18 protein-coding genes are annotated in these 20,707 nt (G+C 48.2%); 1 reads left to right on the top strand and 17 read right to left on the bottom strand.

Annotation, left to right across the window (positions count from 1 at the left end):
* Positions 1–104 precede the first annotated feature (104 nt).
* The gene (locus SWH54_01690; GenBank protein MDY6789956.1) at positions 105–1,175 is read right to left on the bottom strand and encodes an SO_0444 family Cu/Zn efflux transporter; all 1,071 of its coding nucleotides are present in this window, start codon (positions 1,173–1,175) and stop codon (positions 105–107) included.
* 18 nt (positions 1,176–1,193) lie between these two features.
* Positions 1,194–1,538 carry a metalloregulator ArsR/SmtB family transcription factor gene (locus tag SWH54_01685; GenBank protein ID MDY6789955.1) on the bottom strand — a complete coding sequence of 115 codons (345 nt, stop codon included), beginning with the start codon at positions 1,536–1,538 and terminating at the stop codon, positions 1,194–1,196.
* A 294-nt stretch (positions 1,539–1,832) separates the two neighbouring features.
* Between SWH54_01685 and SWH54_01680 the strand changes: the two genes are divergently transcribed.
* Entirely contained in the window at positions 1,833–2,357 is a 525-nt protein-coding gene (locus SWH54_01680) for a peptidylprolyl isomerase (protein MDY6789954.1), read from the top strand.
* A 473-nt stretch (positions 2,358–2,830) separates the two neighbouring features.
* On the opposite strand, the gene SWH54_01675 is transcribed toward SWH54_01680, so the two are convergent.
* From SWH54_01675 to SWH54_01605, 15 genes are all read right to left on the bottom strand, one after another.
* Positions 2,831–3,811 (bottom strand): ABC transporter permease, encoded by a 981-nt coding sequence (locus SWH54_01675; GenBank protein ID MDY6789953.1) that lies wholly within the window; start codon positions 3,809–3,811, stop codon positions 2,831–2,833.
* A complete protein-coding gene (locus SWH54_01670; protein MDY6789952.1) occupies positions 3,804–4,832 on the bottom strand; it encodes an ABC transporter permease in 1,029 nt (342 codons plus the stop codon). The genes SWH54_01675 and SWH54_01670 overlap by 8 nt, the downstream gene beginning before the upstream one ends.
* The gene (locus tag SWH54_01665) at positions 4,833–6,290 is read right to left on the bottom strand and encodes an ATP-binding cassette domain-containing protein (protein MDY6789951.1); all 1,458 of its coding nucleotides are present in this window, start codon (positions 6,288–6,290) and stop codon (positions 4,833–4,835) included.
* A 49-nt stretch (positions 6,291–6,339) separates the two neighbouring features.
* Positions 6,340–7,533, bottom strand: a complete 1,194-nt coding sequence (locus SWH54_01660; protein MDY6789950.1) for a BMP family ABC transporter substrate-binding protein — start codon at positions 7,531–7,533, stop codon at positions 6,340–6,342.
* Positions 7,534–7,818: 285 nt separating this feature from the next.
* On the bottom strand, positions 7,819–8,631 hold the full coding sequence (locus SWH54_01655) for an SDR family oxidoreductase (protein MDY6789949.1): 813 nt from the start codon (positions 8,629–8,631) through the stop codon (positions 7,819–7,821).
* 4 nt (positions 8,632–8,635) lie between these two features.
* Complete coding sequence (locus SWH54_01650; GenBank protein ID MDY6789948.1) at positions 8,636–9,583, bottom strand: bile acid:sodium symporter family protein; 948 nt, start codon at positions 9,581–9,583, stop codon at positions 8,636–8,638.
* A 49-nt stretch (positions 9,584–9,632) separates the two neighbouring features.
* Entirely contained in the window at positions 9,633–11,360 is a 1,728-nt protein-coding gene (locus SWH54_01645) for a thiamine pyrophosphate-binding protein (protein ID MDY6789947.1), read from the bottom strand.
* Between the two features lie 170 nt (positions 11,361–11,530).
* The gene (locus SWH54_01640; protein MDY6789946.1) at positions 11,531–12,361 is read right to left on the bottom strand and encodes an SDR family NAD(P)-dependent oxidoreductase; all 831 of its coding nucleotides are present in this window, start codon (positions 12,359–12,361) and stop codon (positions 11,531–11,533) included.
* 505 nt (positions 12,362–12,866) lie between these two features.
* Complete coding sequence (locus SWH54_01635; protein ID MDY6789945.1) at positions 12,867–14,402, bottom strand: AMP-binding protein; 1,536 nt, start codon at positions 14,400–14,402, stop codon at positions 12,867–12,869.
* Between the two features lie 47 nt (positions 14,403–14,449).
* Entirely contained in the window at positions 14,450–14,980 is a 531-nt protein-coding gene (locus SWH54_01630) for a universal stress protein (GenBank protein MDY6789944.1), read from the bottom strand.
* Between the two features lie 35 nt (positions 14,981–15,015).
* A complete protein-coding gene (locus SWH54_01625; protein ID MDY6789943.1) occupies positions 15,016–16,281 on the bottom strand; it encodes an ABC transporter substrate-binding protein in 1,266 nt (421 codons plus the stop codon).
* A 37-nt stretch (positions 16,282–16,318) separates the two neighbouring features.
* On the bottom strand, positions 16,319–17,704 hold the full coding sequence (locus SWH54_01620) for a TRAP transporter large permease subunit (GenBank protein MDY6789942.1): 1,386 nt from the start codon (positions 17,702–17,704) through the stop codon (positions 16,319–16,321).
* A 3-nt stretch (positions 17,705–17,707) separates the two neighbouring features.
* Positions 17,708–18,229, bottom strand: a complete 522-nt coding sequence (locus tag SWH54_01615; protein MDY6789941.1) for a TRAP transporter small permease subunit — start codon at positions 18,227–18,229, stop codon at positions 17,708–17,710.
* A 153-nt stretch (positions 18,230–18,382) separates the two neighbouring features.
* Entirely contained in the window at positions 18,383–19,465 is a 1,083-nt protein-coding gene (locus SWH54_01610) for a TRAP transporter substrate-binding protein (GenBank protein ID MDY6789940.1), read from the bottom strand.
* A gap of 174 nt (positions 19,466–19,639) precedes the next feature.
* Positions 19,640–20,479 (bottom strand): SDR family oxidoreductase, encoded by an 840-nt coding sequence (locus SWH54_01605; protein MDY6789939.1) that lies wholly within the window; start codon positions 20,477–20,479, stop codon positions 19,640–19,642.
* Positions 20,480–20,707 lie beyond the last annotated feature (228 nt).

The following is a 20,707-nucleotide window of genomic DNA, read 5'->3' as shown; positions in this document are numbered from 1 at the left end:
TGTTTTCGCATTGCTTCAATATGAATCGCGTATTTAAAAAATATAATACAGAACTTCAGATAATAAAGGGGAGGTGGATGAGAAAGGGCTGACCTCCGCCAGGCTCAGGCATCCGTTACAGCCCGTTGGTTGAAATTTGCGATCACATTGACAACGATGAGTACCGTCAATATGGCGGCAGCAATCAATTGGATATGTTGGGGAAAGATTTGGGCAGCCTGCCCGATAACCGCACTTGCTTCAACGGCATAAAAGGCGTACAGCCAGTCAACAAAAAGGCCCGTGGCAAGAGAGCAAATGGTAATCATTGATAAATATATCACCAGGACCCGTGTGCTGAATATATTTTTAATAATATTTATGGTTGCCGCATTGGTTGCAGGGCCGGCCAGCAAGAACACCAGTGCTGCACCGGGATTCAGGCCTTTCAGTATCAGGGCGGCTGCAATGGGTGTGGATGCTGTGGCACAGACATACATGGGAATTCCTGCTGCCAGCATGGCCAGCATGGATAAGAAATTGTGATCATTGGCCCAGAGGGTAAGATCGTCCGGGAACAAGAAGGTAATCAGACCGGCGACGAAGATTCCGATGGTAAAGGGCTTGGCAATATCAGTCAACAATTCCCCATAACCATATTTAATTCCATTAATCAATCTTACAGGCAGGGTTTTACCGTCTCGCGGGATAACTGTACAGCTGCCTTGGGCACAGTCGCAGGCACCGGTTTTTTTTATCATATCTTGCTTATTGGAGGTATCATCGGCTCCAAAAATATTTTCGGCAATTCCCGTGGAAACCGCAGTAATAAATCCGGCAACGGGTCGAATCACTGTCATGATCGGGTCCAGCATGGCCCAGGATACGGCTATGGAATCCACGCCGGATTCAGGGGTGGCAATCATAAAGGATAATGCGGCACCGCTATTGGCCCCTTGCTTTTTAAGAGCTGTGGCCACTGGTACCACCCCACAAGAGCATAAAGGGATGGGTATTCCAAAGAGTGCGGATAAAATGACAGGTTTTATTTTGCTGGTTCCAAGGTATTGTTTAATTTTTTCCGCTTTGAAAAAGACATACAGGATGCCTGCAACAAAAAAACCAAACAGCATATAAATCGCCACATCAAGATAAATCAGCCAAGATTCTTTTAAGATTTGGTATATAACCGACATGGCAGAAACGCCTCAATTTTAATGTTTGACATGATTAAGACTCATGTGAATCAGTGAGATCACATGGTCATCCTCAATAGAGTAGTATATAATTTTACCCTCTCTACGGTTCTTTACAATTTTCAATGTCCTTAATATACGAAGCTGGTGTGATATGGCGGATTCCGTCTGGTTGCAAATGGCGGCGATATCGCATACACAATGCTCCTGGCTTAACAATGTCAGAACGATTTTAAGTCTGCTCGGATCACTTAACGCTTTAAATATATCCGCCATCTGCCCGATATCCTCCGGTCGGGGCATGGTTTTTACAGTTTGTTTAACTTTTTTTTCGTTAATGCATTTAACAGCACATATATCCATTTAACACCTCTTCATATGAACAATTATTCATATGATAATTCAATTATTATATCATGTCAATGCAAAATAGAATATTTACCGAAATATTAATCCAGAGATACACCCAAAAGTAAAGGAAAGGGTTTTTTCAACAATCAAATTGACATGTCAGGAGAAATTCCCTATACAGTTGCTAAAAAAGTAAATTTAATCAATACGATTTAACAACTAAACGCTCAATCATCTTCTCATGCCCAAACGGAAATTTTATGCAGGGGATATTGGGTAAATATTTCAGAAAATGTAACTGGAGGAATGATGACTGAAAAAATAGATTATACGGAGGAGATCGACCGGCCGGTGGCTGTTTTTGACACCAGCCTTGGGGTTTTCGAAGCGGAGCTTTACGCCAAGGAGTGCCCAGAGACAGTATGGAATTTTATTAATCTTGCAGAGGGGAGACAGGAGACTGAAAGAGGGGAGAACTTTTATGACGGTTTAATCTTTCACCGCGTGATTCAAGGATTTATGATTCAAGGGGGCTGTCCCACTGGAACCGGCATGGGTGGTCCGGGATACCGGTTCAAAGACGAATTCCATCCGTCCCTTCGCCATGAAAGCGAAGGGGTGCTTTCCATGGCCAATGCAGGACCGGGGACCAACGGGAGCCAGTTTTTTATCACGCTTGATCCTACTCCGCATTTAGATGACCGGCACTCTGTTTTTGGTAAAGTCATTAGTGGAATGGAGGTAGTGAAAACAATAGGCGCAGTGAAAACCGGAGCCGGGGACAAACCGCTGGAACCAGTAGTGATTAACAAGGTTACCATTCAACGCTGACTTTTTTCAGGATCTTACTTTCTTTACTCAGTTCGTTCGGAGAAGCGCCCATTTGCCCGTATCAGCTTTAACAAATAAGTCCAGCACTCTGTACGCCCCCTATCTTCTCAGTTATATCCATACAGGCAGAGACGATCAACGCTGCCGTAGGTTACTGCCCCTTGGGGGTGGTTCAAATCGAATCTCAGTCCGCCTAGGCGGACCGAACACCAGTTTCTCGAAATGATTGTTAAGGCTGATACGGGCAAATGGGCGCTTCTCCGGACGAACCACTAACAAATATTAAAGCTCAAACGATTCACAAAAAAGGCTATTGATAAGAAACTCCCCGATCATTTAATTATAATGAAGACAGTTGGTTCTTTCTTTACGATTTCTTATCCTGCTATGGCACCTCCAGCGGAATTTCAGCTTTATCCACTTTCAAAAGCAAGTTCGGTGTAAAATAAATGATTCCATTGAGCCCGGATTCTTTAATCCGGCCGGAAAGGCTTACCCAGGGCCGCTGGCGCAGATGTGCTTAACATGTTCATGATACGGCGGTAGATTTTAGGGGAAGTTGTCGGGCCATGAACACGCCCCTTTTGGGCCACGTGTGTGAGAACGAGAGTGAAGATCATAAGGGGAAAGGGCGCCACCTGGAATACCTGGGCAGGTATGGAGGGAAACAAACCCTGGAGCTGAATCCCCATAATCTGGAGAAAGGCAAACAGGTAAGCCCCCATTGCAGCCTTTACCGGGTGCCATCCTCCGAAAATGACGATGGCAAGGGCGATCCATCCTGTGCCTTCAGCTCCCTGGGGACGCCCCCACCCCGGTTTGGTGCACAAAGAAAAAGTGGCTCCCGCAAGGCCTATCATTAGACCACCTATCATTGTATACCACATCTGGATTTTACGTGTATTGGTACCTCTGGCATAGGCGGCTTCTGGATTCTCCCCAACGGCTCGGAGACAGAGACCCATGGGGGTTCGGTACAAATACCACCACAGCATGAAAATCATAAGTATGCTCAGATAGACAGGGGCGCTATGCTGGAAAAAGATCGGTCCTAAAAAGGGAATTTCGTGGAGAGCGGGGATCGGCCACGGTTCTGCCTGTGGGCCATAGAGCCGTGAGTAGGGATTGCCGAAAAAATAGGCCAGGTCACGGGCGGTCAGGGTAAGGACAAATCCTACAGCCACCTGCGACTGGCCAAGGTAAATACTGAAAAGACCCACCAGACAGGCCACCAAACTTCCTGTCAAAGCACCGGCCAAGAAACCTAAGGGGAGGCTATGGGTCTGAAATACGACGGCAAAAGCGACCATAGCGGACAGGAGTATTGAACCATCTAAGGAAAGATTTATTACTCCTGCCTTCTCTGATAAGGTTTCGCCTAAAGCGGCCAGAACAATGGGTGCAGCGCCGGCGACAATGGAGGCTATAAGGATAGTGACATGCAAATCATCCATTCTTTTTCCTCACTCGCCATGCCTGCATGAAAAGTGTGGTCAGCACCAGAGCCCCTTGGATGATCCCGCTCAAAGAAGAGTCAAGTTGCAGCATCATGGGGAGCTGGATACTTCCCACATTAAGACAGGCAAAGAAAAAGGCAATGGCCGGAGTCCACCAGATTCGGTAGTTTGCCAGCATCACCACCAGGAGTGCCAGATATCCGTAATTACTTGATATGGCTGGAATGAGGCGGTGATATACGCCGGTGACCTGGAAGGTGCCGGCCAGACCGGCGCAACCTCCAGCCAGCCCCATAGCAAAAAGCATATATATGTCTGGTTTCAGACCGTGGAGATAGGCGGCCTGGGGGTTACGCCCTATTCCTTTGAGAGCAAGCCCCAGGCGGGTTTGTTCAAGGATCCACCCGGTGGCGATAAGGGCGACTACTGTCAACAACAGACCTGCGGGCGAAAGCCTCAGGTCGGTGAGGATCGGGAGCCACATTTCAGCTGAGAAGGGCTTGGTGCCGCTCATGGAGGCGATACCGGGTCGTTTCCAGGGTCCGAATATGAGCCAGAGGGTGATTGCCTGGGCGACAAAGTTCAGCCCCAGCCCGGCAAATATTTCGTTGACCCCCCCTTTGGTTTTAAGAAATCCGGCAAAAGCCGCCCAGAGCCCACCGCCTAACATTCCCCCAACAAAGGCAAGCAACAGAAAAAGTTCGGGTGTTCCGCTCGTTTCACCCAAACGCAGGATTGAAGTTGCGGAAATGGCTCCGGCTACCACCTGACCTTCCACTCCGATATTCCACAACCCGATCCTGAAGGTATACACCAGTCCACATGCGCAAAGGGTAAGAGGAATCCATGCCATTAGGACCCGTGAAAATTTAATCCATGAACCGAGAGAGCCTAAAAAGAGGTGTTTGAAGGCATCGATGGGTGGAGCGCCGGAAATGAGCAGGATGAGGGTGGCCAGGCAGAGGACGACTGCAATGAGACACACGTTATGAAACAATGATTGCTTAAAATCCTGCATTTAGACAGTTCCTGCGATTGCCCTGCCAAGCTCATTTAAGTTGGTGTCTCGGGTTTTAACATCCTTGACCACCGTTCCATTGAAAAAAACAAGAACCCGGTCTGCCACCAGGAGGATTTCCTCCAATTCTGCTGATGAAAAGATGATGCCTGCTCCTTTATCAGCATGAGACATCAGCTGCTGCCATACCCAGCGAGCAGATTCCATATCCAAGCCCCGTGTGGGCTGCTCCAGCAGAAGAAGATAGGGGTCTGCGGACATGAGTGACAGGAGCAGCCGTTGCTGGTTGCCACCTGAGAGTGATTCCACTGTTGATGAGGGAGTTCCCACTATCTTGAATAGTTCAATTTTTTCATCAGCCTGTCTTCTTGACATTTCCCATGGTATGATAATGCCTTTGTTCTGGTGGAGCGCAAAGTGTTCTGTTATGGTCAGGCCGGGGATAAGGCCTTCTTCCAGCCGGGCAGTCGGCAGAAATGAGACCCCCTGTGACTTGAAGGTGTGATAGTCTCTGCCTGACATTAATTTTTGATGCAGCTGGATTGTCCCTTTTTCCGGTTTTTCCAGGCCGGCGGCCAGGCGAAGGAAGATGCCCTGGCCGCTTCCTTCCAGACCGACAAGGCCGATCACCTCACCCTGCCGCATGGTCATGGTGCAATTCTTCAAGCCCGCATGGCCCCCTGATGCAGAAACCTTTTCCATTACCAGAGTAACCTGACCCGGTTTTATTTCAGGGCGTGCGGGGGGCAGGGGCGGGGTGCCAAACATCCATTCCAGAAGGGTATGTGTGTCAAAAGGCCGATCCATCTCGCCGGCGACCCTTCCCTCTCTCAAAACGGTAGAACGGTCACACAGGGTCTCCACATCATTCAGTTTATGGGAAACCAACAGAATCGTTTTTTGTTGAGAAGCGAGTTGTCGTAGAGCCTTAAACAAAATTTCTTTCTGGATACTTGATATACCGGTGGTCGGCTCATCTAGTATCAGGATCTGTACCCCCAGGGCGAGGAGCCTTAAAAGTTCAAGTTGCTGTCGTTCACCCACCGTGAGGCTGTGAACGGGGGCATCAGGGTCCAGGCTAAAACCAAAAAAGTCGCATGAATCCGTTAGTTTATGGCGGAAGCCTGTATATCCACTGTATAGGCCATGGGAAAGGCCGATCATGAAGTTTTCCAGAACCGAAAGTTGAAGAAAATCAAGGGGATCCTGGTAGAGCATACCGATGCCCAATTCGGTGGCCTGAGCAGTCGTTTTGTAGTTCACCGGTTTGCCGTCTAAGAGTATCGTGCCTCCGGTTTTTGGGATATAGCCGGCCAGAATTTTCATCAGGGTGCTTTTCCCAGCCCCGTTTTCTCCCAACAGCCCATGGATCGTACCCCGGGCGATCTCCATATTTATCCCATCGTTGGCATGTATCTTTCCGTAGTGCTTATGGATATCCCGGAGTGTGATCCTCATAACGAATAGCAATTAACTTTCAATTGAGAGTGGTTGCTCAGTTGAAACACTACTTTGCCTTGCTCAGACCCTCCATCCCTTTCAGGAGTTGTTTCATGTACCATATCTTTTTATCTGAAGCAATTTCTCCGGCCTTAAGAAAGGGAGTACCGTCCTGGTAGTCGAGCGGTCCTTTAAAGAGCTGGACCTTTCCTGATGCAAGGTCTTTTATGAAGGCGTCAAGAGATTTTTGAACCGATGAGGAGAGTGCCTGACCAGGGAGAAATCCCACGGCGCTGGTATCAGGATTATTGATATCGTTCCAGTCGGGTCCGGACCAAACCCACTGCTGCTTCCATTTACCATCCATCACCGCTTTGATGAATTTGACATAATCAGGACCCCAGTTGAAATAGGGGACCCCAAGGCAGACGTCCCCGGCTCCTGCACAGGCTCCCTTGTAGTCGTAAGGTATGGCCCAGACCTTTTTGCCTTGTTTCCGATTTTGCTTTGCGACCACAAGGGCCTCGGTGGTGTCAATGCCGGATATGACCACATCATGGCCGGTATTAAATAAATTTTGTCCCACTTGGGTCGGGTCTGAGGTGACACCGGGGATGTTGAACCAGAACCCGATCCATGTCACCTTAAATGTCAGATCTTTTGCTTTTTTATGGCGGATTTTTTCCCATGCGTAGCGAGCTCCGACATAACAGGATACCACCAGTCGCCGGGTCTCTTCATTGACAAGGGGACCGAGGTAACCGATTTTGCCTGTTTTTGTGGTAAGAGCCGCCGCAAAGCCCGCCATCATTTTTCCATATTCCATGCGGCCCATGACGTTGGACAAATTTTTCGGGGCTTTTCCGGTCAGAACATCATCCCCTGAAACATGAAGGAAGTAAGTCTTTGGGTGCATGAGGGCCGCCTCTCTGATTCCGTCTTTCATGTCATCAGAATTGGCGATGATCAGCTTTGCCCCTTTTGAAACCATATCATCCACTAACTGGGGGACAGTGACCCCCTGCCTGTCAACAGGGTTGACCTTATCGATGTAGATCATCTTTGTCCCGGGGATCTTTTCTTCTACATATTTACCCGCATCGAAATGGGCCTGACTCCAGCCGTGGTCATTGTAAGGCCCCACCAGAAGCATCCCAAATGTGAACTTCTTATCTGCGGCTGCGGCAATAAAGGGGGTTGTTAATGACAAGGAAAGACAGGCTATAGCTATACAAATCACCCAAAAATATTTCTTAAACATACTTACTCCTCCTTTTTCAAGATTGTTTTTTCGAGCGGAGAATAGGAACAATAGCAGGAAATGTCAACCCAAACGTTGCAGACCTATACCACATAAAACAAGCCAAAGTTCCCCTGATTTTGTTGGTCACAGCCTCGGCATAAAAGAAAAAAATGCTACATCAGATCTGGTCAAGTTAGATATGATATGGATTTTATATTAAACCGGTTTCTTTTTTTCTCTTTATCTTCGATCCCTATGTCCCATAATGCCATCCGCAACATTCAATTCCATTGGCAGGCCAATCTATCTTGCCAGCTCCGATTCAAACTGTTTTAAAACAAACCGATCGTAAACCCCGGGCGCAAGGCCTCTCATAAACCAGGCAAGCCTTCCCTGAAAGGTGGGGATGATCCATTTCTTCCTTTTTAGAGCCCCATGGCAGATGATCCTTGCAAGTGCTTCCGGTGTCTGTGGTTTTCCCATGGTGGACTGGAGACGCGTTGTGATGCGCCCATCTCCTCCCAGCGCCCTTTTCTGCAGCCCGGTAATGACAAAGGTGGGGCAAACCATCATCACATGCACCCCATATGGCGCCATTTCCAGACGAAGGGTTTCAAAAAGCCCGTGCAGGGCGAATTTACTGGCACAATACCCGGTTCTTCCGGGAAGAGGAGCAATCCCTGCAATGCTTGAGGTGACAATTATGATCCCTTTGCGTTGTATCAGGCTGTCGAGGGCGGCTTTGGCCCAGTAAAGGGACCCGAAAAAATTAACCTCCATCACTTTTTTATAGGCGGAAGATACTGTGTTTCTAAAGCTGTCTCTCAAGGTGATGCCGGCGTTGTTTACCAATATATCCACCCCGCCAAAACAGGAGTCGATGGTGTCCATGGCAGCGATGCAGGAATTTTCATTCGCCACGTCACACCGGGTCACACAGGTTGATGCGCCTTTTGCGGATAGTTCCTTTTCAAGCTGGTGGGCATTTGCCTCATCCATATCAACCAGTCCGATTTTTGCTCCGTTTTCGGCAAACTGCCGGCACAATGCCGCTCCTATGCCAGATGCTGCACCGGTGACCACCACCACTTTTTCTTTAAATGGCTCTGTTTTCATTTTATTATGGTTTTTGCTGCTGAAGGTCGTTTACGTATTCCCCATCATCATCCAGCTTTTTTCGTGAAAAAATAAATGCGGCAATCAACCCGGCAATAATGTGCCAAATTCCCCACCAGCCGACAAGAATAGCCATCCCGCCCAGCCCGTGGAAAAAATTAAATACCAGAACAAGGCCCAGGGCGGAATTCTGAATGCCCACTTCAATGGACACCGCCCGGCAGTCCCGCTCATGCAGACCGGCCAATTTTGAACTCCAGTATCCCAGGTTCAATGCCAGGGCATTGTGGATCAGCACGGCGAAAACAATCAGACCAATCACCTGAAGAAAAATTTTCCAGTTGGCTGCCAGGGCACCGAAGACGATGGCGATGAAAAAGATAAGGGTAAAGATCTTAAAAGGTTTTCTTACCTTTTTGGACAGATTTGGAAAAATCCGGGAGAGGGTCATGCCCACTGCCATGGGGATTCCCAGTATGATAAAAACGGTGAAAAACACATCCGCCGGGCTCAGACTCACTTTTCTTAAAATCTGGGCGGTATCCGGGTTCAGGCTTCCCCATAAACTCAGGTTCAAAGGGGTCATGACTATGGCGGCTATGGTTGATACGGCTGTCATGCTGATGGATACGGCACAGTTTCCTTTGGCAAGATACGTCATCAGATTGGATAGGTTTCCGCCGGGGCAGGCCGCCACCAGAATCATCCCAAGGGCAATGGATGGCTGGGGCCTTAATATTAAAATCAATATAAAGGTAAATGCCGGCAACAGGATGAACTGCGCCAGAAGACCGATGCCGGGTGCCTTTGGAGAGCGTATGATCCTTTTGAAATCCTCCAGCTTGAGTTCAAGGGCAACTCCCAGCATCATCAAACCAATAGCGGCATTGACGATCAACAGGCCTTTGGAGTTGAAATTGAGTTGAATCTGGTCCACTACAGTGGGTTCCATACTTGGATCTCCTTTTTTGCCGGGTTCTTTTTGGTACCATCTGACGCTTTTACATCTTTCCTGTCCGTGCCGCCGCCCAAAGCCAGTTGCCCGGGGGATCGACATTGGCGTCAGGATCGACCACCGCATGAATCACGGCAGGTTTTCCTGAGGCCGCTGAACGATCAAGGGCCGGCAAGATCTCGTTACCGGTTTCCACATATTCTCCGTGGCAACCCATGGCGGTTCCCACCAGGTCGTACCGGACCGGGGCATGGTCATGACCGAACCAGTCCGCCTCCCTTCCGAACTGCCTGAGTTGAGCACTTTTTTCCATGCCGTAGGCACCGTCAACCGCTACAATGACGATTACCGGAAGCTTATTCCGGACGGCGGTCTCCAACTCCTGGATGTTGAACCCGAATGCACTGTCACCGGTCACACAATATACTGCTTTTTCAGGGCAGGCGAGCTTGGCGCCGATGGCATAGGGGAGCCCTGTTCCCAGATGGCCATAGTTCATGGAGTAGACCACCGATCTCTGTCTGTGGGCAATATGGTAGTGGAGATCCCACAGGGTGGTGTTGCCTCCGTCCATGACAAAGATGGCGTCATGGTCAAAAAAATCATTGCATACTTTCAGAATCTGGCCGGTCAGCATCGGCTTCATATCCATGTCTGTGACCGCATCATCAAGCTCTTTTTGCCATTGGTCCTGGATGGTACGAAACTCTTGAATTTTTGCGTGCAGGGGCTTTTGCTTTGTGAATGCCTTAACCGCTTCAAAGATCTGGGCCAATACGGTTTTTGCATCGCCGATGAGCGGGACATCCGTGGGCCGGTTCAGCCCGATGTTGGACGGTTCCGTATCAATCTGAATGAGGCGCTGTTGATCAGGTTCACCAAACATGGGTGGCCGACCCCACATATTGAGTTCTCCCAACCGTGTGCCCACGGCAAGCACCACATCGGACTGGCCGTTTGCCGCAATGCGCGAAAGGCAGGTGGGATGAAAACACTGGGGATGGGTGTCGGGTATAATGCCCCGGGCCCTTATGGTGTGAGTGACAGGGCATCCCAGGTATTCGGCCAGTACAAGAACTTCATCCCCTGCACCTGCCCGCTCGGCGCCATTGCCACAGTGAATATTGACAAGGTCTGCTTCCACCAGCATCTTGGCGGCTTTTTGGATAAAGTTCTGGTCGGCCGGCATTCTTTCCGTCACCCGGTATTGTTCGGGAGAATAAAGGCTTACACTTTTTTCATCTTCCTTCCGGCTGATGATGTCTTCAGGAATAAGAATATGGGTGGGCCCGGGCCGTCCGCATAATGCGGTTCTAAAGGCGTGACGCACCATGTCCGGAATACGGGTCCAGTGATCCACTTTCCCGTTCCACTTGACGGCCGGTTTAAAGATATCCAGATGGTTGCTTACCTGCATGCCGCCCTGGTGAACATAGGAATCGGATATTTCGCTGCGTCTGGTGGTGGTGATGGCCACAACCGGACTTCCCTCTGCCTGGGCGCACATTATACCGGCAACCAGGTTGGCTGCTCCCGGTCCTGCGCATGCCATCACCACTGCCGGCTCTCCGGTGATCCGGGTATAGGCATCACAGGCATGGGCGGCCGCAGCTTCATGGCGCGGAACGATGAGCTTGATACCCAGTTTGTCTCCCAAACGCTCTATGGCTTCGATCACCATCATGTAGGTTCCGTCGGTAATGGCATTAATATAACGCACGCCTTCGGCATGCAAACACCTCAATAAAAGCTCTCCTCCTGTAATTTCAGCCATAAGACCTCCCGTTAATTAATTACGGTTTTCCGTGATTTGGATTTATAAGTAGTTGATTTGGCTCTGATTTTTTATGCTTGGTACCGTCAGGGTGTCTTTTCCAGCAAAATAGGGGTACCAAAGTTGATATAGTTAAAAAAAGGATATCTAAATCGGCCTATGGTCTCGATTTACATCAATTGGCCGCCGGTAATGTTGACGGCCTGTCCGGTCATGTATGAGGACTGCTCGGAGGCGAGAAAAGCCACCAGGTTGGCGACTTCATCAATGGTGCCGAGGCGGCCCAGTGGGATGGTTTTTTTCATCTCTTCTTCCCGTTCTTTTATAGAGCTTTCAAAAAATTGTGCTTCCAGGCCAAAGCGCCATCGTGTCAGGTCCGTATCAATCACACCGGGACATATGGCATTTACCCTTATACCGGCTCCAGCCAGCTCTTTTGCCAGCACCTTGGTCATCATGATCACGCCTGCTTTTGCCACGGCATAGGCTCCGTTAAATAACGGTGCTTCCTTTCCGGCCTTTGATGCGGAATTGATGATGCTGCCCGGGCGTCCCATCATCATGGGAAGCACAGCCCGCGTTACCCGGAAAACGCCGTGAAGATTAATGTCGATGGTCTTCATCCAGGCAGACTCATCATAGGTGTGGATGGCATTGGGGACTCCGATGGACGCCCCCGCATTGTTGCATAAAATATCAATTTGGGAAAAATGGGTTTGGATCTGTTCCATCATCAGTGCAATGGAATCTGTCTTTGTGATGTCCACCGATACGGCAAGGGTTTTAACGGAAAAATCTTCCTTAAGGCTTTTGGCAATGCTTTGCATCTCACCTGTGCGGGCGGTTTTTACATCAATGTCATCTCGGGAAATGTTTCCCAGGTCGGCAATAATGATGTTTGTCCCGCACCCGGCCAGTTTTTCGGCAATGCCAAACCCAATCCCGGTTTTTTTACCGGAACCGACAACCAGCGCATTTTTTCCTTTCAGATCTTGATACATGAGGTTTTCAAAAGAAAAGCTGTAAAATTAGTTTGTCGAATAGCGTTCCACAAACAATAAATGGTTTTAAGGCGTCGGTCAAGGATGAATTCACCTAAACCGCTTTCCATCAATTTTATCAATCAAAGCTTGGGTAGTTTTTTTGGTGTCTTGGATTTAACTTTTTATCAGTACTGGGATAGGCAATCACAAACTCATACAAAAATCCGATTTGAAAGGATCTAAAAGAAATACGTGGCGATAGGGACCGTTCCGTCAATCATGGCACAGCATGTTATTATTCAATCCCGGCAGCTGCTAAACTTTTTGTTTGCTACGGACCTGCAAAACGAATTTTTGTCCTTTCAGGGAGGCACATCAATGATAGTAAGGAAAAGTCATGAAGTTTCGGGAATTGGCCGGGCAATCTCCATTTTTTCGGTGAACGTACGCTTCACTCTATTATAACTCTTTTGGCACGGTTTTTAGCAACGACTAAGGCTATGATAAGAGATATGCGATAGTATTACTTCTTTTTATTGTTTTTCGAATAGTTATCACGCATTTCACGTTTGAGAATTTTTCCAGCCACATTTCTGGGAAACTCGTCCAGTATACTTAAGTAAGCCACACGCTGGAATTTGGCTCCAACACGTTCATTGAGCCATGCCTTCAGTTCTTCAGCTGTTGCATGGGCTCCCGGCACCAATGTCACAGTGGCCACCGGTACCTCCCCCCATTTTTTATCGGGGACACCGAATACCGCTACTTCACTCACAGCAGGATGCTGAACGATAACCTCTTCTATGTCTCTGGGGTATACGTTGACTCCACCAGATATGATCATATCTTTTATGCGGTCAACCAAGTACAGGAACCCGTCTTCATCTACATATCCGAGATCTCCGGAGTGGAGCCATCCGTTGACGATCGCTTTTTGGGTCAAATCATCTCGCTTATAGTATCCAGGCATTAAAATCGGACCTTTCCCGCAAATCTCTCCGACTTTACCGGAGGGAATCTCTCTATCCAGCTCATCGACAATTTTCATTTCAAACAGAGGAGGAGGAACGCCCACTGATTTAGGCTTTTTATAATAGTCCTCCTTATCGAGAACCGTAACGAAGCCTTCTGTTAATCCATAGAGTTCGTAAAACCGCCCCGGAAGATCACGAGTCAGTGCCTCTTTGTGCTCCATGTGCAAGGGGGCACCCAATGTGAGAATCATTTCCAGTGATTCTAATTTTTTAGGATCATAGTTGGGAGCGTTGAGGATGGCAATAATTTGAGCAGGAACCACCATGATGTGGGTTACTTTTTCCTTTTCGATGGTTTCTATGTATTCAACGGGATCAAACTGGGGCAGAAGTATATAGGTGGCGCCTTGAAAAACCGTAGGCATCAGATCCACAAACGCACCGTTAAAGACAATGGCGCCGGCATGCATGTTAATGCTTTCAGGTTTTAACCGAAAAGCTGCTGCAAAGGAAGTCCCATAAGCAATGCGGATGGCATGGGTATGGACAATGCCTTTGGGAAGTCCGGTAGTGCCGCTGCTGTACATGATATTGAAGAGATCATCTCCGCTGATTGCGTCACTCTGAGGCTCCTTGCTGTCAGCAGCTGCTTTGATCGCATGATAATCATGATATCCATCGGCATCCGTTGCATCGGTTATGATATACCGATCATCAGGAATGTGGGTCAAATCTTCTCTGATTTGATTTAATATATCCGCAAAAGCAGTATTGGTAATAATAAGTTTGGCATCCGAATCGTTGAGAAGCGAACGCAAGGCATTTGCCAACAGCAGTGTACTCATCGGTACTACGACGGCACCAATCTTTGCTGCAGCCCAGTATATTTCCAGAAGCTCAATGCAGTTTGGCAAAATGGTTGCCACTTTGGTTCCTTTTTGAACACCCATTTGCAGCATGGCATTGGCCAAACGATTGATGCTTTCATTATGCTGGCTATAAGAAATCCTTTGGTTCTGGAAAATGACGGCCGTATGGTCAGGCCTGTATTTGGCGTGGCGGGTAAAAATAGATCCGATGTTCAACAGTTCCTCCTTTTTTTAATGATTGTTTGTATTGATAAAAACCAGGGTCAAGCCTCTTTTTCATCAAGCCGCACCAGCAAAACCGGAATCTTACTGCGCCGAATTACCCTGCGGGCAGTGCTTCCCAGAAAAGCTTCTCCCAGTTTACCACGTACATAGTATCCCATGACGATTAGATCGCAATTTTTTTGTTTAGCGAGAGATAATATTTCATCTACGGTATTGCCTCTGGCAACCACAATGTCCTCAGTGGAGATTTTGGTTTGGTCCATTTCCGCTTTTGCCGACTCGCAGAATTCTCCCAGGGCCTGGGTGATGATTATACTGTCTCTTTTTTTTCCGATCAGGATCTGTCTCGCCTCATCCTCATGACTTTTTTGAAGCTCTTCCCATCTTTCTTTTCCCAAAAAGCTTTCCAAATGAACGCTTCGAGTAGAAGATGAATAATCCTCCATGACATGCAGCAGAATGATATTCGCATCATACCGGCTGGACAGGGACAGGGCGTAATAAAATGAGTTTTTGGCATTTTTTGACAGATCGGTAGTAAACAGTATATTTTTTATTTCAGGTATCATGATTCCTCTCTCTTCGCTGCCGCAATCTTTTATCTCTATTTTTTGCGCGCAGCCATTATCTCTTCTTCCGGCCGCCAGATATCCGGCCCTTTCAATTCCTGCAGATCCTGGTATATGGGAAAATCATATGCCGAATCATCCGCCACCCGGCCAAAATAAGCAGAGCAGCTGAGCTGGTTGTCAATTTTCCTGAAAAAAAGCCTTCCCCGGGTCGTATCAATGGTCAGGCCCTTCATGGCTTCCGCGACTTTCTGGCTCTCTATACTGCCGGCCGCTTTAATTCCCTGGTTCAGGGCGTATACACCGTCATAGGACATGGCCGCCCAGTCCGTGGGATGGCGGTCGTATTTTGCCAGATAGTTCGCTACAAAATTTTTCATCATGGGAACATCTAAATGGGCAAAAAAGGGTGCCCGGCAGCGCCCATAGCGCCCTCTACGAATGCTCAGAGATTGCCGAATCAGCTCAGATACACTGATTAAACTCCCAGGGTATTCCACCTTTTTGAAAAAACGGTATTCGCGTGCATCCCGCATCCAGTATGCATTATCGGCACCGCCAATGGTTCCCAAGACAAAATCGGGCTTTTGCGCCATCATGGCAATAATAAACGCATTGAACTGAATCTGTCCCAGAGGCGGCCAGTACTCTCCGACCAGTTCCAGGCTGGGTGCATACGTTTTCAGGAGTTCCACCTGGATTTTTTGACTCGAGCGACCCCAGGCATAATCAGAAGCAATGGTGGCATAACGCTTCCACCCTTTTTCGCGGGCCAGTTTCGCCACTCCCATGACCACCCCCTTGGCCATCATGTAAGTGTTTGGAACCACAGAATAGGTGTAGGGGCTGAAGTCAATTTTGCTGATGCTTTCCGAATTGCTGATGGTGGCGATATGCAGCACTTGATTGGAGCGACAGATCGGTTTAATGGCCATGGCACATGCGCTTGAGTACGTTCCGATAATGCACTTCACTCGGTTGGTCTTTATCAGGTTGGTGACCACTTTGGTGGCGACTTGCGGATTAGTTTGGGTGTCTCGAATGAACAGTTTAATCGGATATCGTCCGAGTAAACCGCCCCGGGTATTGATTTCATTGGCTGCAACCTCAATGGCTTCAACTGCCTCCTGGGAGTACGGCGCACCGGTCCCTGAAAGGCCAAGGGCAACACCCAAATGGTATGGCTCCGCAGCCGATACACCTGCCATTAAGAAGTTGCCTATAATCAAAAAAGCAATCAGAGTTGGCACATATACAGTTTTATGAATCATACCGTCTACCTCTTTTATTATTTTTACCATTGACTTCTCACAGGCCCATTGCTGCCGGTTAAACAAATTACCGATAAGCGATCGCAGGCAGCCAGGTCACCAGTTGGGGCCAGTATGCAATTAGGAGCATACCGATAAGCTGAAGTATGATGAAGGGCACCACGCCCTTGTATATATCTCCAAGTGTCACTTCCGGAGGACAAATACCTTTCAGGTAAAACAGAGCGAATCCGACCGGCGGTGACAAAAACGAGGTTTGAAGTGTCACCGCAATCAGGATGGTGAACCATACCAGGGATGGATTATCCACCACACCATAACCATTGATCGGTAACCCCAGGCCATCAATAACCGGTGCAACCAAGGGCAGGATAATCAATGTAATTTCGATCCAGTCCAGGAAAAAACCCAGGAGAAACACACAGAAAAGGATAAAGGCCATGATCCCGTATGGGCCAAAAGGCAGTCCCGTCAGGATAGATTCAATGAATTCATCCCCGCCCAGGCTTCGGAGCACTAAGGCAAACGCGGTGGCGCCGATAAGTATACCGTAAATATAAGCAGTCGTATTGAAACAGGCGGCGGTTACCTCTTTTAAAACGGTCCATGAAAATTTTCGGTTTATAGCAGCCAGAATAATCGCTCCCAATGCACCGACACCGCTGGCTTCCGTAGGTGTGGTGACGCCGGCGAATATCGAGCCGAGAACGGCAAGAATCAAAAGCCCCGCCGGCAGTATATCTTTCAATGCCTCCCAAATCATGCGCAACTTGATCGGTTTTCGTTCCGGATCCAGGGGAACTGTTTTCGGTCGAATCAGCCCGACGAGAAGAATGTAAGAAATATAAAGGATACCGAGTATCAAACCCGGGAACACAGCGCCCATAAAAAGATCGCCAACGGAAAGCGCAAGTTGATCGGCCATGATCACCAGCATAATGCTGGGCGGAATCAATATGCCCAGGGTTCCGGAACCGGCAACGGTGCCTACTGCGAAAGTTTTGGAATACCCCTGCTTCATCATGGCCGGAATGGTCAACAGTCCCAACAGGACGACGGAAGCCCCTACAATTCCGGTGGAGGCTGCCAGAATAATTCCGATCAAACAGACCGTTACTGCAAGACCGCCGTGGACTTTACCAAAGAGGTTCTGCATGGATTTCATCATTTTTTCGGCTATTCCCGATCGATCAAGCATCAGCCCCATAAAGATGAACATCGGCAGGGCGATCAGAACCCAGTTGTACATGAACCGATACACGCGATTGACGTTCATACTAAATACCACGTAGTTAATTCCGGTAAACGCGTCCAGATAGATATCGGCCAGCATGCCGACGCCGGTAAAAATGACTGCCGTACCGCCCAGAACCCACGCGATGGGGAACCCGGTAAACAGCAGCGCAATAAATGTAACGAACATAAAAATGACCAGATAATCGCTGATCTCCATGGGCTACAATCTCCTTAAGGTTGATAGGGTCCGGACCAATCTTGAAAGTGAAGCCAGCACGACCAGAGCAAACGATATGGGTACAACAGACTTGATCGCCCAGCGCCAGGGCAATCCCTGGGGTGCCACCGACCGTTCGTTGAGCCGCCAGGATTCATGGACAAAATCAAGGCACTGGTAGCAGAGAATCGCTGCAAAGGGGAGCAATAGAAACAGGAGGCCTAAAATATCCAACCGGCATTGCCACTTGGGTGAAATTTTATCGTAAACCAGGTCCATGCCCACATGAGAATCGGTCATGACCGCATAGGAAAGACCGAACATAAACCCCACGGCATAAAAGTGCCACTGGAGTTCTTCCAGAATCACCAGTCCGTGGCCGAACCCGTATCGTAAAATGACCTGAAGAATAATAAGCAGAATGACGATGCAATTGGCCCACATCAAAACATGACCAATGCGACGGATAATGATATCAATGGTGTCACTGAATCTGTTTGGGGTTTCTTTTGTCTCTTTATTCATGGCGATGTCCCTATAAAGGGTGGTAGAAGATAAGGTGGCACCGTATCGATGCCACCTGGGTCTCATTTAGAGAGGGTCTATTAAATGCCGTCCGGAATAATGGGAGGAGGTTTACTGCCTTTTGCCGCAATTATTCCGGATCATCCCGCATCACTATTTGCCGGGTTTGGGCCTGGGCAAAAATCCGTAATCTTTCCAGATTTTGTATTCACCGCGAAACTTCTGCAGGTCATCCCACACCTCTTTGAAAAAGGCATCTTTGGCCGAAGATTCTTTTGCTACGTCCAGCCAGGCCTGGTTGAACTTGGCCAGCATGTCATCTGACCAGTACATGTTCTTCACCCCATGTTTGGTTTCGTTCTCCAGCATGACTTTGTACTGAATCGATTCGGTCCAGGCCATGGTGTCCAGGGTGCTGGCCTTGCACAGCACTTCAATGAGCATGCGCTGTCTGTCGCTCATCGAATTCCAGACATCTTTGTTGATCAGCAGTTCGAACAGGGTGGCCTGCTGATGCCAGCCGGGAAAATAGTTGTATTTGGCAATTTTATAAAACCCGAGCTTGGTGTCGATGGCGGGCATGGAAAACTCGGACCCTTCAATGGCCCTTTTCTCAAGAGCGGCAAAAATTTCGCCCCCCGGGATTTGGGTAACCGACGCACCCAATTTTTGAAGGGCCTTGCCACCGAGCCCAAAAAAGCGAATCGGCAGCCCTTTAAAATCTTTAATACTCTTGATTTCTTTAACGTACCATCCAGAGGTTTCCGGAGGTAACACCCCACAGAGCAGTGCTTTGACATTCATTCCGCCGTCATCATACATTTTTTGCCAGAGCTTCATCCCATTTCCGTAGTAAATCCATGCAATGTACTCGGTGGCCTCCGGTCCGAAAGGAACCGCAGTAAAAAAGGATGCTGCAGGAAACTTACCCTGCCAGTATCCGGAAACACCGTAACAGGCGTTGACCTTGCCGGCATTAACTGCATCGAGCATTTCAAACGGGGGAATCAGTTTGCCCGGTTCATAGATTTTAATTTTCATTGTGTTATTGCTGAGGAGTTCAATTCTTTCCGCCATCCAGATAATGGTGGTGCCCAGTCCCGGAAGCTTTGAGGGATAGGCCATCGGTACTTTAAGTAAAATCTTCTTTTCTTTCGCCAGCGCAGTTCCCATGGACAAGCTGAAAACGGCCGCAAATGCGAACAGGATCATTGTAATAAGTGCAACTTTTTTCATGATTTTTTCCTCCTTTTTGCTAGTTACAGTTTATGCAGGTTCTATCGGCTGAAACGAAATGGGGATCAACTGGGAAATTTTGTCATACATTTATCGCCCATTTAACAGTTCATCCGCCCGCTGTATTGATCTACACGCACCGAAACTCACTCCTTTGGTTTAAAAAATTTAAAATTAATAGGTTAAAACAACCCCGCCATCGAAGAGAAGATCCCCACCGACCAGATAGCTGGCAAAATCAGAAAAACCAAAAAGAAACAGGTTCGCCACCTGAATAGGCGACATCATCTCTTTAATCTGCGATTTACCCATCATCACATCACGGACCACTTCTTCCTGAGAAATACCCCGCTGAGTAGCTTGCGCCGGTATCTGGTTGAGTGCCAAAGGCGTTTTTACAAATCCTGCACTGATGGTAAACGAGCGGATCTTGCCGTTACCTTCTGCGGAGATGGACTGCGCCAGTGCCCTCAAACCAAACTTAGTGATATTGTAAACCGGTTTGTTGACCGTGCAGATATGGGCATGGATTGATGCCATGTGGCCAATTACCCCACTTCCGCCCTGGCTTTTTTTCATATGCGGGATGGTGAGCTTGGAAAGGTAAAACGGAGCCCGCAGCATGAGTCGCTGCATCAGATCATATTTTTCCATGGGGAAATTGTCGACCGAATCGATGTGTTGAATGCCTGCGATATTGGCCAGATATTTAATCGCTCCCAGCTTGGTGGCTTCGACCACAGCATGCTCTAGTTCTTCATCCTTTGTCAGGTCCGTTTTGATAAAAATCATTTGCCCGCCCATATCGCGAGCCATTTTCTGAGTTTTATTCCCCTCCTCTTCGTTTATATCCAGACCGACGGTCATTAAATTATTTGCCGCAGCGGCAATGGCGGTGGCTCTGCCGATTCCTGTCCCCGAACCGGTGACAATACAAACATTATTCGGGTTGAATTGATCATTTTGAAGGATCAGAATCTCATCGCGTTTGATTTCCGGTTCTTTAATCTCCACCAGCGTTCCTCCTGAAAGCAAAAGTTCACAAACCCTGCTTGAAAATGATTCCTGCAAATTTCAGGCCACAACTTAAGTGAGGTCCAAGGGAAAATTTTTAAAGACACCGCCTGTCGATCTTGCAGGGTATACTCACACGGATTGGCTTAAATTTATAAGTGATATTCATTTTTTTCTCGACACAGCATCGTCCAAGGTATATACAAAAACTGTATCAAAATCTATACA

The organism is Thermodesulfobacteriota bacterium (assembly GCA_034189135.1).
GTDB lineage: Bacteria > Desulfobacterota > Desulfobacteria > Desulfobacterales > JAUWMJ01 > JAUWMJ01.
This window is presented reverse-complemented; position numbering and strand designations above follow the sequence as displayed.